This is a genomic window from Microbulbifer mixtoriginis (SeqCode) (assembly GCF_052466865.1).
In genome coordinates, this window is sequence record NZ_CP174293.1 from 4252718 (window position 1) to 4271712 (window position 18995).

21 protein-coding genes and 1 tRNA gene are annotated in these 18995 nt (G+C 46.8%); 1 reads left to right on the forward strand and 21 read right to left on the reverse strand.

Going from position 1 to position 18995, the window contains the following annotated elements; all coding sequences use genetic code 11:
* Positions 1-35: 35 nt before the first annotated feature.
* The 11 genes from ACJJJA_RS19180 to ACJJJA_RS19230 form a co-directional block, all read right to left on the reverse strand.
* A complete protein-coding gene (locus ACJJJA_RS19180; RefSeq protein ID WP_444903074.1) occupies positions 36-578 on the reverse strand; it encodes a tetratricopeptide repeat protein in 543 nt (180 codons plus the stop codon).
* A gap of 554 nt (positions 579-1132) precedes the next feature.
* Positions 1133-2158, reverse strand: a complete 1026-nt coding sequence (locus ACJJJA_RS19185; protein ID WP_444903075.1) for a DUF4062 domain-containing protein — start codon at positions 2156-2158, stop codon at positions 1133-1135.
* Between the two features lie 592 nt (positions 2159-2750).
* A complete protein-coding gene (locus ACJJJA_RS19190; RefSeq protein WP_444925248.1) occupies positions 2751-3071 on the reverse strand; it encodes a hypothetical protein in 321 nt (106 codons plus the stop codon).
* 617 nt (positions 3072-3688) lie between these two features.
* Positions 3689-4000: a hypothetical protein gene (locus ACJJJA_RS19195; protein ID WP_444903077.1), complete on the reverse strand. Its 312-nt coding sequence runs from the start codon at positions 3998-4000 to the stop codon at positions 3689-3691.
* Positions 4001-4096: 96 nt separating this feature from the next.
* Positions 4097-4558 (reverse strand): hypothetical protein, encoded by a 462-nt coding sequence (locus tag ACJJJA_RS19200; protein ID WP_444903078.1) that lies wholly within the window; start codon positions 4556-4558, stop codon positions 4097-4099.
* Between the two features lie 61 nt (positions 4559-4619).
* Entirely contained in the window at positions 4620-5039 is a 420-nt protein-coding gene (locus tag ACJJJA_RS19205; protein ID WP_444903079.1) for a hypothetical protein, read from the reverse strand.
* Between the two features lie 3 nt (positions 5040-5042).
* Entirely contained in the window at positions 5043-5372 is a 330-nt protein-coding gene (locus ACJJJA_RS19210) for a CPCC family cysteine-rich protein (protein WP_444903080.1), read from the reverse strand.
* A gap of 123 nt (positions 5373-5495) precedes the next feature.
* Complete coding sequence (locus ACJJJA_RS19215) at positions 5496-5738, reverse strand: hypothetical protein (protein ID WP_444903081.1); 243 nt, start codon at positions 5736-5738, stop codon at positions 5496-5498.
* Positions 5739-5824: 86 nt separating this feature from the next.
* Positions 5825-6208: a hypothetical protein gene (locus tag ACJJJA_RS19220; RefSeq protein ID WP_444903082.1), complete on the reverse strand. Its 384-nt coding sequence runs from the start codon at positions 6206-6208 to the stop codon at positions 5825-5827.
* A gap of 126 nt (positions 6209-6334) precedes the next feature.
* Positions 6335-6655, reverse strand: coding sequence for a DUF5076 domain-containing protein (locus tag ACJJJA_RS19225; RefSeq protein ID WP_444903083.1), 321 nt, complete (start codon positions 6653-6655; stop codon positions 6335-6337).
* 125 nt (positions 6656-6780) lie between these two features.
* Positions 6781-7209, reverse strand: coding sequence for a hypothetical protein (locus ACJJJA_RS19230; protein ID WP_444903084.1), 429 nt, complete (start codon positions 7207-7209; stop codon positions 6781-6783).
* Positions 7210-7544: 335 nt separating this feature from the next.
* On the opposite strand from ACJJJA_RS19230, the gene ACJJJA_RS19235 reads away from it, so the two are divergent.
* On the forward strand, positions 7545-8531 hold the full coding sequence (locus tag ACJJJA_RS19235) for an integron integrase (protein WP_444903085.1): 987 nt from the start codon (positions 7545-7547) through the stop codon (positions 8529-8531).
* A gap of 322 nt (positions 8532-8853) precedes the next feature.
* Here the strand turns inward: ACJJJA_RS19235 and ACJJJA_RS19240 are convergent, their stop codons facing one another.
* The 10 genes from ACJJJA_RS19240 to folP form a co-directional block, all read right to left on the reverse strand.
* On the reverse strand, positions 8854-11682 hold the full coding sequence (locus tag ACJJJA_RS19240; RefSeq protein ID WP_444903086.1) for a DUF927 domain-containing protein: 2829 nt from the start codon (positions 11680-11682) through the stop codon (positions 8854-8856).
* Between the two features lie 232 nt (positions 11683-11914).
* The gene (locus ACJJJA_RS19245; RefSeq protein ID WP_444903087.1) at positions 11915-12349 is read right to left on the reverse strand and encodes a hypothetical protein; all 435 of its coding nucleotides are present in this window, start codon (positions 12347-12349) and stop codon (positions 11915-11917) included.
* The gene (locus ACJJJA_RS19250) at positions 12349-12597 is read right to left on the reverse strand and encodes a helix-turn-helix transcriptional regulator (protein ID WP_444889491.1); all 249 of its coding nucleotides are present in this window, start codon (positions 12595-12597) and stop codon (positions 12349-12351) included. Before ACJJJA_RS19250 ends, ACJJJA_RS19245 begins: the two co-directional genes overlap by 1 nt.
* 108 nt (positions 12598-12705) lie before the next feature.
* Positions 12706-13716 (reverse strand): DUF6387 family protein, encoded by a 1011-nt coding sequence (locus ACJJJA_RS19255; RefSeq protein ID WP_444903088.1) that lies wholly within the window; start codon positions 13714-13716, stop codon positions 12706-12708.
* Between the two features lie 67 nt (positions 13717-13783).
* The gene (locus ACJJJA_RS19260) at positions 13784-15022 is read right to left on the reverse strand and encodes a tyrosine-type recombinase/integrase (RefSeq protein WP_444903089.1); all 1239 of its coding nucleotides are present in this window, start codon (positions 15020-15022) and stop codon (positions 13784-13786) included.
* Positions 15023-15189: 167 nt separating this feature from the next.
* Positions 15190-15275: transfer RNA gene (locus ACJJJA_RS19265), tRNA-Leu, on the reverse strand.
* A gap of 8 nt (positions 15276-15283) precedes the next feature.
* Entirely contained in the window at positions 15284-15724 is a 441-nt protein-coding gene (gene secG, locus ACJJJA_RS19270; protein ID WP_252083192.1) for a preprotein translocase subunit SecG, read from the reverse strand.
* A 68-nt stretch (positions 15725-15792) separates the two neighbouring features.
* Complete coding sequence (gene tpiA, locus ACJJJA_RS19275; protein ID WP_444887106.1) at positions 15793-16527, reverse strand: triose-phosphate isomerase; 735 nt, start codon at positions 16525-16527, stop codon at positions 15793-15795.
* 127 nt (positions 16528-16654) lie between these two features.
* On the reverse strand, positions 16655-18007 hold the full coding sequence (gene glmM / locus ACJJJA_RS19280) for a phosphoglucosamine mutase (protein WP_444882648.1): 1353 nt from the start codon (positions 18005-18007) through the stop codon (positions 16655-16657).
* A 93-nt stretch (positions 18008-18100) separates the two neighbouring features.
* The gene (gene folP, locus ACJJJA_RS19285; protein ID WP_444887107.1) at positions 18101-18949 is read right to left on the reverse strand and encodes a dihydropteroate synthase; all 849 of its coding nucleotides are present in this window, start codon (positions 18947-18949) and stop codon (positions 18101-18103) included.
* Positions 18950-18995: the final 46 nt, after the last annotated feature.

Sequence of the window (18995 nt, forward strand, 5' to 3'; positions counted from 1 at the left end):
TTAGCACGGGCGCAGCTTTGTTGCGTCCTGTGCCTTTACTTGTTAGGGCTGTACTTGGCGACATAGTCAGTTCCTAGCTCAATAGCCTGTTGCAATTGCTTTTTTGAAAGCTCCGCCTCAAGTTTTGGCTTAAGCTCTTTTATGCTTTGATAAGCTTTGGAATCGTTTGCCTCTATAACAGCAAACCATGCATAAGCCTCAATAGCGTTTTTATACTCAGGTGGAGCCATACCAAAGAGTAACATTGTGTAATCCATTTGAGCCGCAGGATCTTTTTGCTTGGCTGCCGCTTCAAATAGCTCTGCTGTTTTAGCAAAATCCGTTGGTACCCCATTACCTGTTGCGTACATGAGCCCAAGACGATGCTGGGCTCTTGGGTTGTTATTTACAGAAGCTTCTTTGTACCACTTGATAGCTTTACTGAGGTTTACGGGATTATTTTGCCCCATCTCGAAGCTGTAACCCATGAGGTATTGGGCATTAGCATCTCCAGATTTAGCTTGCTGCTCAAGCTCATCCATTCCTGCGATTGCACCAACTGAGAATAAGAAAAGAAAAATAATTGACACTAATTTCATGGTTCAGATTCCTAGAGCCCTAACGCCTTGCTAAGCGGCGCGCTTTAGCGCGTCCAGTGGAGGCTGCTTTTTGGCCGAAAAGAGGCTTGAGCAACTTGTTATGTTTCTACACCCGCCAGCACCGCAGAACTGTAATTTCTTTGCACCAAACACTAGACCTTTACCATATTCTTGATTTGGCTGCCGGAACTCAGATACCACTACTTTACCGACAGAGGCTGGTAACTTTCCATTAGGTGCTTCGATAGCTTCAGGTCCTACTTTTCTTGAATAGATTACTACCTGAATCGTGCCATCCCACATTTCCTGGGTATAGTAAGTGACGAACCCACTACAATATTTTTCTACTTGCTGCCGATTCGCATAATCATCATTACTCCATGGGTTGAATGCATAACCGATAACAATTGCGATACCAATAACTGCGAGAACAAAAATTACGCCCGCAACTTTTAAAAATTTAGCGATGATTTTCAGTCACTCCTGAAACATAACGCCCGCATTTGCGGCTGGTTTGGAGCGCAGCGGAAAACCAGTCCGACAACATGCGCTTGTTAGCCATTTTTCTCGATTGCTCTGAGGCGGTTCATAACACCGTCGCCGTATGGTGTTAAAGTCCAATAAGTACCTGTATCTTTAACTGAACGATTCTTTTCGTTTTTGACCATTAGCCCAAGAGCACGAAGCTGAACTTTTATTGTCTGAAAGTCTTCCTCGTCAATGCTCAGATTTCCGAAAGAGTGGCCTTTTCCGTCACCTTCTTTGAGCTCTGCTATACCGTACTTGCCAACAAATTTATTCAGAGCTTCTCGCAACTGCCTATCGCTCGCTTCATGTATCATGATTGGCGAAACGTGGTAGAAAACTTCGTCCCACGTCGATGTAATAGAAGGACTCCATGAGTATGATTCATAGTCTTTGTGAGAGGAGCACTTGTAGTTTATTACGAACTCCTCTTCACCTTGAGAGAGTTTCTCAGTTCCCGGAGGCGCTTTAGTCCGAACATCATTAAGTTGAGAGTTTAACCGGTCAATTTCTTTCTTTAGCTCAAGTATCTCAAGCGATGCTTCTTGCTCGGGAACCATGTCTCCTCTTACCCAGCCGATTCCTGGGTTTTTTCTTTGGAGCATAATTAGGCTTCTGCTTACCACGGAACCTAGCTCCTGCGGAGTTTCCCAAAACTTACACATTTTGTTCTGGGCTAGCGCTCTAAATTCCTTGAATTTCTTTTGTCCCTCTTCAGTTTGTTCAGTTCTCTTCTTTTCAATGGAGTCTGGATCTTTGTGGAGAAACGCAATTATCGGCTTGCCAGTTTCTAAAGCATACTGATACTCCATTTCGGTATATCCGACACCTTTAGGGCTTACGCTTCCATACCTGCCACCTAGAATCAAAATATAATAGTCACACTCGTCAATTACGCCCTGAATTAGGCTCCACTGATCTTCATCAGCAGCTGGAAACAACTCCATTCCTGAAGGTATGCAATCCAATTCTAAGAGCGCATGCATAACTTCTTGCCTTTCTACCCTTAAGTCTTCGTAGGTCGAACTAACAAAAACCTGATATTTTTTATTCATTCGTATGTCCGTAATTCATTGGATGGCTAACGCCCACAGCAGGGGCGGCTTACCTTATGCGCGTTTTGCGCGAAAATGGGTGCGAAGCGACCGTGCAAAACGTGCTTAAGGTAAGACGTCCCGCGGAGGGCTGAAGGCCCGGAGCTTCACTGCCTGTGATTGTTATGTTGAATTCCGCTGTACCGTTTCCACTACCGCCATAAAGTTGAATGCAATGGCTAAGCCCCACAACCAGTGTCTACTTTCCGGCCAGAATATCCTAGGGACAAATGAGCTTACATAGCTTGTTACTAGCGATAAATTTGGGGCGAAAAAAGATAGAAGACATACCAACGCCAACCATTCCAGTGCCAACCATAGTAAAAATAGATCTTGAACAAAAAATAAGGATACGGCAGCGGCTAGTGTTACACCTAACAAGGCCACATCAACTATGCGAATTCCCTCAGAACTCATAAGTTGAACCTACGCAACATAACGTCTTGCTAAACGGCAGCCGGTACGCAGTGTAGGCTGTCCGGTGGAGGGCGCGATTTTTGCGCCTGGAATGTATTTCAGCGACTTGTTATGAATTACTTGGTATTGGTTCATTCTAAATAGAACCCCCGAGCATAGTATGAAAGGAAGTTGCTACCCAGAGTAATTCTAGATGGGCCACAACATACCCAAGGGATAAACCCGTGGCCACTCCTAAATACTTGTATTTCACAAGCCCTTTATAGGTAATGACACCCCAAACAATGGGCAGAACAAATACGCCCCATGGAAGTGTATTGAGCCAAGTTTGTTGCTCATTAAGAAACAAAACAAAAATTGCATCTAAAACCATTAGGTAAACTAGGGAGACCACTGCTGTACTTAGTAGCCAAATCGCAATTCTGCTCACGTTAGCTTTTCTTAGCTCCATACTCATGGCTCATAACGCTTTGCTAAGGGGCAGCCGGAGCGAAGCGTAGGCTGTCCCACGGAGGGCGCGATTTTCGCGACCGGAGTGTACTTCAGCAACTTGTTATGGCTCTGTGAGATGAGACATAAAGTCTCTGATGTAGTATTCCTGGGCACATAGAGATACTGCTCCATTCTCATTTGGCTCGGGAAGATAGCGTAAGTGTAGCGTGGACCTTGGAGCCACTTCATAGTTCAAGCATAAATATAATTCCGATTCATTGATTGAGTCAGATGAACCAAGAATGTTTACATTTACTTCAAGAGAGGTGCTATCCGAAACTCCAGATCTCAGCAGGTAGGTTGCGTACTCCAACTTTCCACCCCTGTACTTTGTAGGAACAACTACTTTCACAGGGTGGCACTGAGGCGAATTGTACAATGCCCCTGCGGACAATTTTATGTGATGCGGAATTTCATCATTACCACATGCCATCCCATGGAGTGGCAGCATCGCTAGAGCAATAATTAAATATTTCATACTACTAAGAGTCATAACGCCCCGCACAGGGGCAGACAAAAAAGCGTAGCGTTTTGGCTGTCCCAGCGACCAACGGGAGCGATTGCTGCGGCTTGTTATGAGTACTACTCATTGATGTACTCTTTGATAATAAATACCTTCAAATACTCACATTCTTTCGGATGAATTGGATTATGGTTCTTACAGTAATCTTCCTCATAACCAACTATGCGAACCGCATCCATTAACTTTGGACAGACATCCGTCGCATCCCCTTTTGCGAAGTAATACCAGCCTTGTTTCCGCGGTTTTGGACTAAAAACAACGCCTAACTCACCTCTTGCCAATGGACCACAGTCATCGACGACTAGCTCAATGTCAATTGCATTCACAGATGCGCTGCAAAGAAGAATTAGTAATACGAGATATCTAGCCATTTGTACTCATAACGCTGCCAACACGGGCCGAAATGGAGCAGCGAAGCTGTGGAATGTAGGTCCAGCCAGCTTTGCTGGTGATCGTGCTTGGCATTGTTAAGCATAGTTTTCCTCGATCATCCTACGAAGTGACTCGCTACCTGGCTCTTCCCCCCACTCTTTGAGCAAGTAGTTATTACATGAATCCCAGTCACTCTGAACTGATGTGGAGGAGAATGAGTTACCTTGATAAGTTGCCACGCCGCTAAATTTGGAAATGATTTTATCCAGTAATGCCAATGCTACCGATTGGTCTGAGCTTGGTCGTGTTGCGAACGGGAACTTTATCCGGATTTCATCGAAGTCTTCTTGCGCATCTACTTCGACCCCATCCCTGAAGAGCCAGACATACAGGATAGACTCGGACTGCCATAACTCATGAGCAGTAGCTTCAAAGCTATAAACATCATAATGCAGGGTTGCTCCAAGCTCACGAAATAGCCGATTTCCTTTGCCTGCTTCAGTAATTGCTGGCAATGAAATAGCTATCTCTTTTTGTTCGTGTAGCTCGCCCCACATGAGGTGATCTCTCCTTGATGCTTAACGTCGCAAACACGCGCTTGTCGCGTGCTTTGCCTTGTTAACCCCACTCAAGAAAACTCTCCCCTTGCTCATTTATTTCAACGAAAATATCTGAGTAAGGCGAAATTTCAGGAAACTCGACACCAGGGTCACAGCGAACAGTAACCCCAAGAACCTCCACTAGCCTTCTAGCAAATTCAACGTCAGAACTCCATTTTTCTGCACCCTTGATACTAACTGATATATAACCATCTTGAATGCCAGTATTAATCAGAACCGCAATCTTATTACACGTGAATAAAGTATGTCCCTCATCGATTTCGCAATCGTAGGACAATGCACCAATCTCTTCATTAAGGAATGAAACCACTTGCGTTGTTTCATTTCCCTTCACATAAACTTCTATATCTTCCATTTTGCTCATATGGGTTAACGCCTGCCCCACAGGAAGAGCGTCAGCGATTTCCTGTGCGGGCACTGGTTATAAGTTTCTAGGCACATACTTAAACTGCTCTCTTTGCTCAACTGAGACAACATGCTTAACCATTTCAATTTCGCATGCACCATGATCTTTAAAATTTTTTCGTCCTTCTCTTAGCGTAATGCCATGATTTGGACCTGAACCAACATCCAGCTCATCAATATCTTGCCCATCGTCTTCCCAAAAGCACACTGAACAAATTAAATAGTTGCCTCGCTCAGGTAGTGAAATGTAATCACAGCAAGGACACTGCTCTCTTGGAGTTGGATCTTCTGGTTCATACCATTCAAAAGCCTTTTTACTAAATAATGCCTTTATCTTCTCTAGCACTACTTATTCCTTATAACGTTGCCAGCAAGGGCAGCCGAAGCGAAGCGTAGGCTGTCCAGCCCAGTCTCCGGCTGGGCGATCTTGCCTGGCCTGGTTATGCGTGACCTCGCACTGTGAATAAAACTATTTCTTTCTAGGGCCGCCTGCAAAGTAGCCAGCCAAAATTAGTATGACGGCAATACCAAGCGTGTACCACTTGCTAACACTAGGGCTATCTGAGGGAACAACCTTGTAATAGCCATTTTCCGGTGTAGATTGCACCCAATTCAGCGGAACAAAATCCACTAACTCTGGAATTCCTGTAGCTATTGCTATCAGTGTGTAAACAAAGATCGAAATCCCTAAGTAAAAAATTATCTTAGCCATTCTCAACCGGCCGCATAACGCTTAAAGCACCTGCAACAAAACCAAAGCGAAGCGGCGGTTTTGATGTCGGGTGCCTTTACTTGTTATTACGGATTAAGTCTGCCTGACACTAATTTTCTAAATCCTATTGCTGCGTAAAATAGTGCTGCAATATAGAGCAGATCAAGCGTTATCGTAATGACCTCTAAAAACATACTTGGCTCGTCAGGTAGCAACAGATCTACAAGGACTCCATCGACAATCAAAACTAACATCGCTGTAAGGAAGCAAAAAAGTATCTCCTTGCATCCTGGCAGATTGTTTTTGTACCCTTTCCAAGCCGCATGAACAACCAAAAGCCATGTTACTATGGCAACAATAGATCCCACTATCCAGCCCACATAATCAGCAACCGAAAACCCGGTGATCAGCTCTATCATTGACCACACGTCAGTGTTCTCGTTGACCTCAACTACTGCAACTTGCTCCATCTTTTACCCTAAAACTGAACATAGCAATAACGCCTGTCGCAGCCGCTGACAAAATGGGCGCTTGTTTTGCGGCCTTTTGCAAAACAAGTGACCGTTTTGGCAGTCGGTTGCCGGCACTTGTTATGCCTAATCCTCAATATACTTGCCTTCCAAACCTGGTGCTCGTTCTTTCATAGCTGAGAAAAAGTGTTTTGTAAGCAGTTCAACACTCTCATCAAAATCATAGCCATGACTTTGTGACATGCCATTTGCAATATGTTGAACGATATCACTTAGAATATTACCCCACGCCCATAATTCATCAGGTACTTCTTCATCAGTATCTGCGTCTTCATACATACCTAGCAATAGTGCTAGATGAGGTTCTCCATGTGCAAGCCAAAATCTAACCATTTCAGTTGCATTCTCATCTCCCTCAATAGTTGAGGGTACTTCAAGTTCTCTCATTGAATTCTATTCCATTCGAACGTTCTAGCTGGGGCATAACGTCTCAAACACCGGAATGGTGAAGTTGGCGGCTTTTTTGGAACAAAAAAGGTGACAGCTTTACCATGTCCGCGTGCTTTGATTTGTTAACAGTTGCCAAGCTGAACCTCCCCCGAGCTAAGAACACCAACAATAAACCCATGGTAAGGATCTTGTGCATTCTCAGTTATTGCCCATTGCCAATCTACAACATCGGTATCAGTTGTAAATTTTAATTTTACTCCATTCTCCAGCCCCAACTCTAAACTTGAATCAGAATGTATGAAAACAGAAGTTATCTTTTTACGAAGAGACGCTGTAATTATTGTGCCTTTAGCAATATCATCTTTGTCTATAGCTTCATTAGTTGGATGATACGCAGAAATCATCTCGTTAAGAGCACCCTCATCAGGACAAACAACATTATGTGATATAAGCCAGAAACGACCAAAATAGAGGTCGAATGTATCTCCAAGACTAACTCGAGAATAAAAATTCCCAAGTAGTTTTTCTTCTAAAACCTCTACTATGCTCATAATTCCATTAAGACTGTTAACAGTTTATTAAAGAGCCAGTGGCTCACTATCGATTTGGCCACTATTTCTGAAGTAGACCCTTCAAGCTATGTAAAAAATCCTTTATTTACAGTAGGTTATAAATTTACGATCAAATAATAACCAGAGATAGTAAGCCATCGGCTCAAGTCGCCTGGTAACACCTCCTGCTCTTGAACACATTTTACCCGCAATTAAATCAATAAGTTAGGGGGAACCTTTCTGCGGATGTCAGCCATGGCTCTATAATTCGGGGCTTGACACCTGTGATTATTGCACCCATAACTGTGTTTATATACAGTTGTGAGGGTACGATCATGGATGATATTCGTCACAGGCTTCCCAGGCATTCAACCAAATTCATCCCCAGCATTCGACTTCATATTCGTGAGGCAGGTCTAGCCTATCGGACTGAACAGACTTACGTTCACTGGATAAAACGCTTTATTCACTTTCATAAACTACGACACCCTCGGGAAATCGGTATTGCCGAGGTCGAGGCGTTCCTAAACCACCTGTCGGTAAATCGGCATTGTTCAGTTAACACCCAGCGGATCGCGCTAAATGCACTGGTATATCTTTATAAACGTTTTTTGGGGGTTGATACTTCCTACATTGGCTTTTCGCCTGCAAAGCAACATCGTCGCCTTCCAATTGTTTACAGTCGGGAAGAGATTAGAGCCATTATCTCAAAGCTGAAAGGTGTCTACTGCCTTCAAGTTAAACTAATGTACGGCACAGGGCTCAGATGTGCCGAACTCTTATCATTGAGAGTTAAGGACATCGATTTTGGCAGTAACAATGTGTTCGTACGGGGAGGCAAAGGTAATAAAGACCGAACCACAATACTTCCACAAGGCCTGATACCTGACCTGCGCACTCAAATTCAACAGGTCGAAATGACTCATGCATGGGATATCGCAAATGGCTATGGGGATGTCTATATGCCGGATGCATTAGAACGGAAGTACCCCTCTGCAGCCCGTACCACAGCTTGGCAATTCTTGTTTCCAGCTTCGCGCGTTGGCCCTTGCCCCCGTAGCGGCGTGATAAGACGGCATCATCTTCATCCTTCGGCACTTGCAAAGCAGTTACGGCGTGCTGTGCAGGAATCTGGCATCAACAAGCCGCCCAGAGCACATGCATTCCGACACAGTTTCGCCACTCACCTATTAGAAGTTGGCTACGATCTTAGGACAATTCAGGAGCTACTAGGGCATGCGGATATATCCACTACGGAGATTTACACTCATGTTGTGAATCGGGGCGGCAAAGGTGTATTGAGCCCCACAGACCGTTTGTAATCCTAATTGAAAAGATAGAATAGTAAAATGTTGGTGTTTGATTCTAAAACCTTTAAATGCCAAATTAATTTAATACCGAAGAGGCATCGTCTACTGGGGCAGGCTTTGTGTAAAGCTTGAATATCTGGATGGATAGTACACGATTACACATAGTCTGGTCCGCAAAGCTGCAAATAGAGTGCACTTTGAAATTGGCCAACTAAAGCCACCGGCAAGCTTTGGGTTTATCCCCTACAAGATAATTGTTTACCAAATAGGCAGTTACTTATTTTGAGAGTGTAAACGGCTGCACACCGTTTACAACACCTGTAAACGGTATGGGCTACGCGGCCTTTTTCGTAAGTAGTCCCTTTTCTCCATCATCTTCAACAAGAATCAAATGAGGTCTAATGATTAGCACCCGCTCAGGGTTACGCCCACTGTTCGGTAAACGCGTTGGTATCGAGAACTTCCCGTTTCCATCACGCTCCAAAGCACCACAGGCGGCCAGTAGTTGCTTTGCCTTTCGATCACTAAGCCCTTTGCAAACCTCTGCTTTGAAAGTGGCTGGGTAAACGTAGTAAACAGTCTCAGAACAAGCCTGTCCTTCAAGGGCGTTACTGTCTTGTAGCGTTTTCCGGTAGCCGCAGCGCTTTAGGGTGCGAACAGTGTGATCATCGGCTGTGAAGTCTTCTCGATCCCAGCGGGTAAAGTGGGACTCTCCGTAGAGATCAAAAAATAATCTCAGTGCTGACAAGGTCTGCCGGTCCTCCAGGTTTCCAACACCGCCACGGGCCGATACCCAAGCACTAAAACAGGATTTGGCCGCTTCCATAGCCATACCTTTAGGCCAGTCTGTAATTCCCGCAGTGGAAGCCAGCTCTCCGGCAAAGCCAACAAGAGCAAACTTGTCTGCTGCTCTGCGTACCTGACCACTCACATCATCAGACAGCTCTGCGGCAAAGTTCACAAGCTCTCGGCGAATCTGGCTTGCCAGCTTTTCCAAGTTGCTAGCGCAAAGCTCTCTGATAAACGTATAAAGGGGTACTCCATGGAACAAGGAAGCTTTCTCAACTATATAGCGCGATAACGCAGCACCACCAGCAAACCCGTGCAATTCATCAAAGATACCGGAACCACTCCCTGTATCTGAGGGGATAGCCAGTAATCGCACTTCTTGCCCGGCTTTGGCTTTCTTACCCACTTCAGCCATCTGTTGATCAAGAGTGCGCTCTCCTGTAGAGAGGAAGACAAGCCTCCATTCAAACGCATTCCCACGTACGCCTCCGCGATCATTAGCCCTTGCTTTGCCAGTGCCATTCCCGAGCATATAGGCTATATCCCCCACAATACGGGGATCGCACTGGCTGATCTCATCGAGAATTAAAAGGCCGTCAGAGTGGGAGGCAGCAATACTCTCTAGAGCGTTATCCGTACTGCGCCAGGTACGAACAAAATCAGGCCCGCCATAAACTGAGGCAGCCACTTTAAGTAAGGTCGTTTTGCCTTGTGAGCTATCACCAAAGAAATGAAAGCCGGTCGTTTCCATACCAATGAGATTTAGTAGAGGCCCTGCAAACGCCGCTGAAACTGCAAATAACAGCCGGGTATTGTTCTTACAATAGCTCGCCACATGCTCACGCCATTGCTGAAGCTCACCACTAAACTTTATCTTGTTGAGGTCCGGGCTGGTGGAGTAAAAATACAGAGGCTCTACAGGGGTTCCCAGGGTTTCATTCGGTAATAGGTAGGCATTGCCATGCCAGCCAAGTTTATTCACCAAGACATAGCGATTAGGGCTTTTTGCCGTTTGTAAGTACTGAACGATTCTGCGCCTTGGTTGTTGCCCCGCCTCAGCGCGAAGGCCCATGCTATACAGCTGCTTGAGTACTTCTGCACCGCCCTCAGTCGCTAGGTACTCACTGGGTATATTCCACTCTTTAACAATGCCATCGGGGTCAAGGAAGCGAACCAAGGTGCCCCAGTTTCTTCCTTGGGGGTCACGAGTTAAAGCAAGCACATCCAGGCGATCACAGATTCTCATTAGTGAAGGCTCATCATCTGCCCCCTGAACCGGGAAGAAAACCCCACGATCATTTACTACAAATTGCCCAGACTCGGCCCTTTTATTACTTCCGCCCTTATTTTGGGCTTGATGTTCCGTTGCCACAGGCTGATAGGGCGTTAAAAACTTTCCCTCTGCAATCAAAGCTGCAAGCTGCTCTCTTGTAATACCGGCAGCTTCCGCATCAGCCGCATCGCCTTTAGCTGGCCACTTAGGTCCTAAGGACTCTAAACACACCATAGAAACCTTACACTCCATAGTGTGTAGCATCGCAGCCAGCTTAAGCATACATTCTTTACCTGCTGCATCATTGTCGGGCCAGAGAAGTACTTCCCTTCCATGTAGAGGCTTAAAATCTGCTTTGCCCAGCGCTTTACTGCCACCGGGCCAGGTCATGGAAACATAACCCGGCAGCAGGCTAGCAGCTGCATCTGCCGCCTTTTCACCTTCGGTTAGCAATACCGGAGCTTTAGAGCGCTTTGCCAATAGATTCAGCTTATAGAGTGGTCGCTTTTTTACCGGCTGCTTCCATCTCCAAGAATTGCGACCCTTCGAATCCCGGCAATAGGTTAAGGGGCGATAGTCTTTTGATCTTGCATCGCCTTTCTGAATGTCAAAACGCATCACCTTCATTAGCAGTGAGCCGCATTGCCCCCGGTATTCCCAAACTTTAGAGGGTTTACCATTATGGGGATGGGCTGTTGGGCAAGACTGCTCTGCTTCTAAAGATACCGGTATTACGGCTTCCCAGGAGTTACCGGCTGGCTTTTTGGGTTTCGACTTATAGGTTGAGCCAGGTGGAATAGACTCTCCTTCAGAGAGCCCCAGAAAAGCAGCAAGCCTTTGTGCTGCCTCTCCATTGTTTACCCCCTCAAGATAGGCAACCAGCGATACGAGGTCCCCACCTTTTTCATCCGCTGCAAAATCTGCCCATGCACCGGTATTGCGATTTACTGAGAAGGACCCTTTGCTGCTATCAGATCGAGTTGGGTTAAGAGCAATATATTCAGCTCCCTGATATGAGCCACCTGGAGCCCAGTGCGCCAATACTTCATCAGCCCGATCAAGGGCGAAGTCTGCCACTCGTTTAATATCAAAGCGTGCCATTAGCTTTCCTTATATTTTTAGCTTTAACCCCCGCCCCGTAAGGCTTCCAACAGAACTGCGGGCCTCACTCCTGTTACACCTTTTTGCTGTAACACTCTTGGGGTAACAGAAAGGTGTGACAGCGGAAAGCCAGTAAATACGGGGCTTTCAGCCATGCTGTAACACCTGCACACCTGTAACACCTTTTTTAGAGAGGGGGTAAGATCGCCCCGAATAGAGGCAATAGTCTCATTTACCGTGTTGATAAATTTGGCGGTAGGGAAACCGCTACGCCCTTAGGTTCCGTAAACCGTTTTGCATCGCGTAAGTTGGCCAGACGGATACATTTTGCTTTGTCCTGTTCGTGATATTCATCATCACTGTAATGATGTAATCGCGCCAAGATCGCTAATTTAGCCTGATAAAAAAGCCAGGTTTCCGAGTTAGCGGTAGGGATACAACCATCGTTATAGAGGTGAATCTGTCGGGGATCAGGATCAGCATACAAAGAGATTGCAGCCGCTTTTTTCGGTGTAATTCTGATGTTGAAAAGTACAGGGTACTCTTCATAGTAGACAAATGATCTGCTGCTAAAACCAACTGGCTTGTAGTTTCGATTGAGTAGTGCGTAGCGACCGCATGGCTGCAAATCTAGGCAATATGGCAGGGATAGAGCACGAAGAGTCATTACTTGCCTCCCGCACGAGAAATAGCAACTCGATCTTGCACCCACTGGCAGACCTCAGAAGAGAGCCAACCACTGGCGCGCTCACCAAGTTTGATAGGGGTGGGGAATTCGCCTTTTTTCACCAGGGCATAGATATAAGTCTTCTTGAGCCCAGTCTGACGCTCTACCTCTGGTAGGCGCAAAATAGGGTCGCTCGGCGGGCTAGGTAAAACATCCGGCATTTGGGGATGAGTATTTGAGAGGGTCATATTCAGTCTCCTTAAACAAACCACAGTGAACGTCTGTGGCGGTGAGGAGATTGAACCAGCTTTAAAAGGCGATCGCCGGACCTTTAGGTAGCATCAAAATTCAGAATTTTAAGAAGCGCTATTTTTCCAGTGAGATTTTTGCTCCCAATCTAATGACCTATGAAGAGCTGTTAATAACTCGGTTTCCATGCAGCGAAAAGCATATGGCAGGCAGACTTTCTTAATCTTATCCTCATTAACTAGTTCATCAGTTAATGTATCTCCAGGAAAAACAAGCCTCAAATAATCTGCATTTGATAAAATTTCCCCCTCAACCACGGACCAGATATATAGGTCAATCAATGCCGGAACACGATAATCCCTTACTTTGTTCATATCGATCCGGCGGGTATCACGCTTTTGTAATGATGGTCCCAAAAACAGCTGACCCTTAAAACCTGGGTCTAATAGTCTTTCAGGAGCAGCCTGTAATAATTTTCGTAGCTTCGGTAGCAGTTCTTTTAACTCTGAAACTATCTGCTCATCCCTTGCCATCAAATCAATATTCAATGCTGCCAGGCCATGATGATAGTCATAAGCTTCACGATAATATTGATCAATTGATATATCTTCTAATTCAGGGAAAACCTCCTCATTACGATGATATCGAGCCCTCGATTCAGCCACGTCCTCGGCAAACTCTTCATCAGTAAAGCCCTTTGGTGCACCATCTCCCAAATCATCAAACATCCTAATAACATCTCCAACTCCCATTGGTTTTACTGAAGAACAGCTATATTTCTGTGATCTTAGCCAAGCGGGTGTCCAAGTTGAGGAGTCAATCGGTTCTTCGGCGTATTGTTCAAGGGAAACGTAATCACGTATATCAAAGGATTTAAGCTTCCTATAATCAGCATCATCCTCTCTAAAAGCTGTGAGGCAAGATCTCATTTCCTCTGCTAGTTCTGAATTGTTTGAGTTACGCTTAAAAAAGTTTCCCCCAGTCAAATGTAATAGCCATGAGCAAGTATTTGATCGATCTAGCAAAAATTTAAATAGAGAAAGGTCTTTTTTCTCATTTAGTTTTTTATAGTCTTCTATTCGAAAAATTTCCCTAGCTTTCTGAAAAGAAGATGACATATCTATTTCCCTGTTGGATTAAAAATAAAGGCGAGAGCGATTGTTCCTCTTAATGTTTAACTTTGTGTTAACCCTGCTTCACAAAAATAGGAACTACCTTTCCACTTCCTCGCATCTCATCAAGGTAATTTGCCCACCACTGCATCATCTCTTTTCGCTCATCCATATAACGAGCATGGTGGGTATATGCAGCCCGTACCCCATTTCTTTCCATATGTGAAAGCTGCCTTTCAATGGCGTCAGGGTTAAAGCCGGTCTCATTCAGGATTGAGGAAGCTGTAGCGCGGAAACCATGGGGATTTGCTTTACTTTTTCCCTCTTGGGAGCCATCCCAGCCCATTTTAAAAATTGCCTTACGCATAGTATTATCAGACATGGGTTTAGCTCTTTCGCGCTCGGAAGGGAAAAGCAGAGAGTACTGGCCAGTTATAGACTTTAACTCTTCAAGTGCAGTAAGAGCTTGTGAAGACAACGGCACAATATGATCCGTGCCCATCTTCATGCGCTCACCAGGGATACGCCATAGAGCAGATTCAAAGTCGAACTCTTCCCAACGTGCACAACGCAACTCGCCAGGTCTAACAAAGGTGAGTATCAGTAACTGAATAGCAAGCTTGGTTAATATCCGGCCCCGCTTTTGGTAGAGGTCTAACTCTTTCAGGAAACCAGGTAACTCTTCTCGTGGGAGGGAAGCCCGATGATTACTTTTTCGGCTACGCAAAATACCCGTTAACTCAATCGCTGGATTGTGAGTAAGTTTGCCAACCTGAACCGCATAGCGACAAACGCGGCGAATATCCTGTAAAACCCGTTGCGCAACATCCATAGCATCCCGCTCCTCAATATCGCGGACAATAGCTATTACATCTTGGGGATGAAGATCGACAATGGGCCTTTGGCCAATTCGAAGGAAGGTATTATCTCGTAACCTAGTCCATACACGGCTGGCATGGTCCTCTGTCCAGGTTCCTTTCTGGTGGTTCCACCAGTCTTCAGCAACAGCAGCAAAGCTTTGGTCAATATTGACTCTAGTTTGGTGTTTCTCAACTCGCTTTTGAACTGAAGGGTCGCGACCCTCCTCCAACAACTGCTTTGCTTCAGCTAACTTCTGTCTCGCCTGCTTGAGACTGACGGAGGGGTAAACTCCCAAGGCCAGTGTTTTCTGCCTTCCTTTGAATCGGTACTTTAGCCGCCAATACTTGGAACCATTGGGTTTGATCAATAGCCGTAATCCCTGCTGATCTGTAAGCCACTGATCCCTGTCGCTTGGTTTGGCCTGTTTGATTTGTGTATCTGTAAGGGCCATTGGTGGTGCTACCTGTTTCTAAATTGAACCGAGGTAGCACCAAATGTAGCACCAGATAGCACCGGATGACAATGAACTAGAGCGGAGGGCTGTGTAACCTCCAGATAGCAAAAAGCCCCGATTTACGGGGCTTTCTGGATGATTCCGAACTTCTTCGGATCTTGATGTGGTGCCCAGGGCGGGACTTGAACCCGCACGAGCATAGCTCACTACCCCCTCAAGATAGCGTGTCTACCAATTCCACCACCTGGGCAAAAATCTTTACTGCTGTTCCTCTGAATCAGTTTCCTGATTTACAGCTGGCTCTTGCGAATCGCTGCTTTCAGTCGGAGCCTGAGGAACATCACCGGCTTCCAGATCTGATTCAAGTTGCGGGATATCGCTTTCGATTTCTGGCAACTCGTTGGCCGGTCCAACTTGCTCAACTGCAGCAGGTATTTGCGGCAGATTTGCATCGACATCGGCATCTGCGTTTTGGCGAGCCAGAAAGGCCAGCCCCAAACTGGTGACGAAGAATACAGTAGCAAGAATTGCTGTCAAGCGGGAAAAGAAATTTCCGCCACCCTGACTACCAAAAACTGTCTGAGATGCACCTGCACCAAAGGAGGCACCGGCCTCGGCACCCTTACCTTGCTGCAATAAAATCAGGCCGATAATACCCAATGCAACCAGAACGTGTATACCTAAAACAATTTCTTCCATTTTCTGGAAACTCTCTACCGGGGTTGTGCTAACCCGTTTTTAGTATTCCCTAATCCGCTCGCTGAATATTATTCAGCAGCGCGACAAATTGCGGCGAACTCTTTCGCATCAAGCGAAGCGCCACCCACAAGGGCGCCGTCAATATCAGCCTGCGCAAACAGGGCGCTGGCATTAGCGGATTTTACACTACCGCCATATAAAATCTGTACATGCTCACCTACATTACCGAGCTCACCCCGAATAAATTGGTGAACGTCCTGCGCTTCTTCAGGCGTTGCAGTTTTACCTGTGCCTATTGCCCAAACAGGTTCATAAGCCACAACTGAATGCTTCCAGGTATCACTTTCGATGATGTCGCTAACAGCTTTAAGCTGGTTTGCGATCACCTCGAGAGTACGCTCCTGCTCACGCTCTTGCAGGGTTTCCCCGACACAAAGGATCGGGATCAAACCAGCCTGCTGGGCAGCCACAAACTTCTTGGCTACCAGCTCGCTTGTCTCCCCATAGAGACTGCGACGCTCGGAGTGCCCAACAATGACATAGCGAGCATTCCAGTCGAGTAGCATTTCAGCGGATATTTCACCGGTATACGCGCCACTGGATTCCTGACTGAGGTTTTGCGCACCAACACTAAAGCGCTCCCTATCTTCTGCTACCTGGGACACCAGGGGAATATAAGGAAATGGCGGGCAAACAACCACGTGAGCGGCAATAGCCTGCAAGTCGAAGTCAGAAAAAAAACGTTCGGCAAAGGCTTTATTGCCGTTCATTTTCCAGTTAGCTGCTACCAGCGGTATTCGCATGTGTGCTCCTTTAAGGGGCGCAAATCTTAGCGACATTGCCGCCAACATACAACCAAAAATATACGAGTTTGCCTATCTCACTGATGGCGCCCTATAGAACGCCTCAGGAGCCCCCCTAATGAAGGGCTCAGCCGCCCCCAACCCTTTGTACTACAGCGGAGATCTGCTGTGCCAGTTGCTCTACCTGTGTGCTATCACGGCCTTCCACCATTACCCGGATAAGGGGCTCAGTACCAGAGGGACGCAGCAGAACACGACCATTGTCAGCGAGCTGAAGCTCCGCATCACTGACCGCTGCCATAACTTCCGGATGGTCGAGTATACCATCGCGATGTCCAAGTCGCACATTAATCATGTGCTGGGGAAGCATCTGCATGCGCGCCTTGAGCTGGTGCAGAGGTAGGCCAAATTCAGAAAGGGCTCGAAGCACCTGAAGAGCAGCAACAATGCCGTCTCCGGTTGTTGAAGCATCGGCGCAGATGATATGGCCAGAAGATTCACCACCCAGCATCCAGCCATTGGCCTTCATTTTTTCGAGCACATAGCGGTCGCCAACTTTAGCGCGCTCAAACGGGATATTGCGCTCCCGCAAGGCCAACTCAAAGCCGTAATTACTCATCAGGGTACCGACAATGCCCTTACAGCCCCCAAGATGCTCCTGCTGGTAAAGGCCGATAATAAAGAGCAGCTGATCCCCGTCGACAAGATCACCATTGCGATCAACAAACAAAACCCTGTCGCCATCACCATCGAAAGCGATCCCGAGATCAGCACCTTGCTCCACTACTGCGCTCTGTAGCTGCTTGGGTTTGGTGGAGCCACATTCCAGATTGATATTTAGCCCATCCGGGCTAGCACTTAAGGCAGTCACTTCTGCCCCCAGTTCTCGAAAGACCTTTGGTGCTATGTGATAAGTGGCCCCGTTTGCGCAATCAAGAACGATTTTGAGACCACCCAAGGAAAAGTTCCAAGGTGTGGATGCTTTGCTGAATTCGATATAACGCGAGGCCGCATCATCTACTCGATATGCCTTGCCTAGATTTTCCGCCGCTTCCATGGGAAGCTCGAGCGCAGCTTCGATCTCGCGCTCTACTTCGTCGGGCAATTTGTAGCCTTCGGCACAGAAGAACTTGATGCCGTTATCGTGAAAAGGGTTATGCGAGGCGCTGATTACGATTCCCGCCCGAGCGTGGAAAGTACGAGTGAGGTAGGCAATAGCAGGGGTAGGCATGGGGCCCAATAGGCCCACATCAACTCCTGAGTAGATTAAACCCGCCTCCAGGGCAGCTTCAAACATATAGCCGGACACTCGCGTATCCTTGCCAATCAAAATATAGGGGCGACTGGACCTCTTACCCGCAGACATCTTACCCAGTACCTTACCAGTGGCGTACCCTAACCTCAGCATAAAGTCCGGGGTTATTGGCCCCTTTCCCACATGTCCACGAATTCCGTCAGTGCCAAAGTACTTTCTTTCCATTTCTGTTCTCTACTGCAGCTAACTACGCCGCATTTAATTTGTAAAAATTTTAAAAATGCCTCTACAATTTTAGGAGGCTAATGTTTGTAGGAATTAGGCTTTAAACCCCTCGACAGCTTGCTGTAATCGCAGAACATCAACTGTCTCTGCAACATCGTGCACCCGTAAAATCTTTGCCCCTCGCTGGGCTGCTAGCATAGCAAGTGCAAGGCTACCTGGAAGCCGATCTTCCACCTCTCGCTGCAACAGGCGCCCAATCATCGACTTACGCGACAAGCCAGCCAGTATAGGGACTTCCACTGGGCCCAGTTGCGACAAGGCACCCAATAAAGCCAGGTTATGAGCGTCGGTCTTGCCAAAGCCAAAGCCTGGGTCCAGCAAGAGGCGCTCTCGGTTAATTCCCACCGCACCACAGGCCTCAATACGGCCCGCCAGGTAATGGGCGACTTCCGTTACTACATCTCTATAATTGGGGGAAGTTTGCATGGTATCCGGCTGCCCTTGCATATGCATAAGACATACCGGTAAATCTGTTTGCGCGGCAGCCTCAAGTGCCCCCTCTCGCTCAAGCGCACGAACATCATTGATAAGCCCAGCTCCCACTTTAGCGGCTTCACGCATCACTGTTGGTGTACTGGTATCTACCGAGACGACAATATCCAGCCTCGTACAAATAGCATCTACCACGGGGAGCACCCTATCGAGCTCCTCCTGCTCAGAAATAGGAGAGGCTCCAGGTCGAGTGGACTCACCACCCACATCAATAATTGCGGCCCCCTCGTCTAGCATTTGCTCGGCCCGGCGCAAGACAAGAGACAGGTCTAGCATGCCAGCCTGATAGTAACTGCCGCCATCGGAAAAAGAGTCTGGGGTGGTATTGAGAACCCCCATCACTACCGGTGAGGAGAGGTCTAGTGTGTGTTTTCCACAGGTGATTTTCATATACAGAGATAAAAAAACGGAATGTCGAACCGGGGTGGACTGACGC

Coding starts and splice junctions, on each gene's coding strand:
- ACJJJA_RS19215 (WP_444903081.1), bottom strand. CDS start 5,738: ATGGCTAAGATAATTTTTTACTTAGGGATTTCGATCTTTGTTTACACA.
- ACJJJA_RS19250 (WP_444889491.1), bottom strand. CDS start 12,597: ATGACCCTCTCAAATACTCATCCCCAAATGCCGGATGTTTTACCTAGC.
- ACJJJA_RS19220 (WP_444903082.1), bottom strand. CDS start 6,208: ATGGAGCAAGTTGCAGTAGTTGAGGTCAACGAGAACACTGACGTGTGG.
- secG (WP_252083192.1), bottom strand. CDS start 15,724: ATGGAAGAAATTGTTTTAGGTATACACGTTCTGGTTGCATTGGGTATT.
- tpiA (WP_444887106.1), bottom strand. CDS start 16,527: ATGCGAATACCGCTGGTAGCAGCTAACTGGAAAATGAACGGCAATAAA.
- ACJJJA_RS19225 (WP_444903083.1), bottom strand. CDS start 6,655: ATGAGAGAACTTGAAGTACCCTCAACTATTGAGGGAGATGAGAATGCA.
- ACJJJA_RS19195 (WP_444903077.1), bottom strand. CDS start 4,000: ATGGCTAGATATCTCGTATTACTAATTCTTCTTTGCAGCGCATCTGTG.
- ACJJJA_RS19235 (WP_444903085.1), top strand. CDS start 7,545: ATGGATGATATTCGTCACAGGCTTCCCAGGCATTCAACCAAATTCATC.
- ACJJJA_RS19180 (WP_444903074.1), bottom strand. CDS start 578: ATGAAATTAGTGTCAATTATTTTTCTTTTCTTATTCTCAGTTGGTGCA.
- ACJJJA_RS19230 (WP_444903084.1), bottom strand. CDS start 7,209: ATGAGCATAGTAGAGGTTTTAGAAGAAAAACTACTTGGGAATTTTTAT.
- glmM (WP_444882648.1), bottom strand. CDS start 18,007: ATGGAAAGAAAGTACTTTGGCACTGACGGAATTCGTGGACATGTGGGA.
- ACJJJA_RS19260 (WP_444903089.1), bottom strand. CDS start 15,022: ATGGCCCTTACAGATACACAAATCAAACAGGCCAAACCAAGCGACAGG.
- ACJJJA_RS19255 (WP_444903088.1), bottom strand. CDS start 13,716: ATGTCATCTTCTTTTCAGAAAGCTAGGGAAATTTTTCGAATAGAAGAC.
- ACJJJA_RS19200 (WP_444903078.1), bottom strand. CDS start 4,558: ATGTGGGGCGAGCTACACGAACAAAAAGAGATAGCTATTTCATTGCCA.
- folP (WP_444887107.1), bottom strand. CDS start 18,949: ATGAAAATCACCTGTGGAAAACACACACTAGACCTCTCCTCACCGGTA.
- ACJJJA_RS19245 (WP_444903087.1), bottom strand. CDS start 12,349: ATGACTCTTCGTGCTCTATCCCTGCCATATTGCCTAGATTTGCAGCCA.
- ACJJJA_RS19185 (WP_444903075.1), bottom strand. CDS start 2,158: ATGAATAAAAAATATCAGGTTTTTGTTAGTTCGACCTACGAAGACTTA.
- ACJJJA_RS19190 (WP_444925248.1), bottom strand. CDS start 3,071: ATGAGTATGGAGCTAAGAAAAGCTAACGTGAGCAGAATTGCGATTTGG.
- ACJJJA_RS19240 (WP_444903086.1), bottom strand. CDS start 11,682: ATGGCACGCTTTGATATTAAACGAGTGGCAGACTTCGCCCTTGATCGG.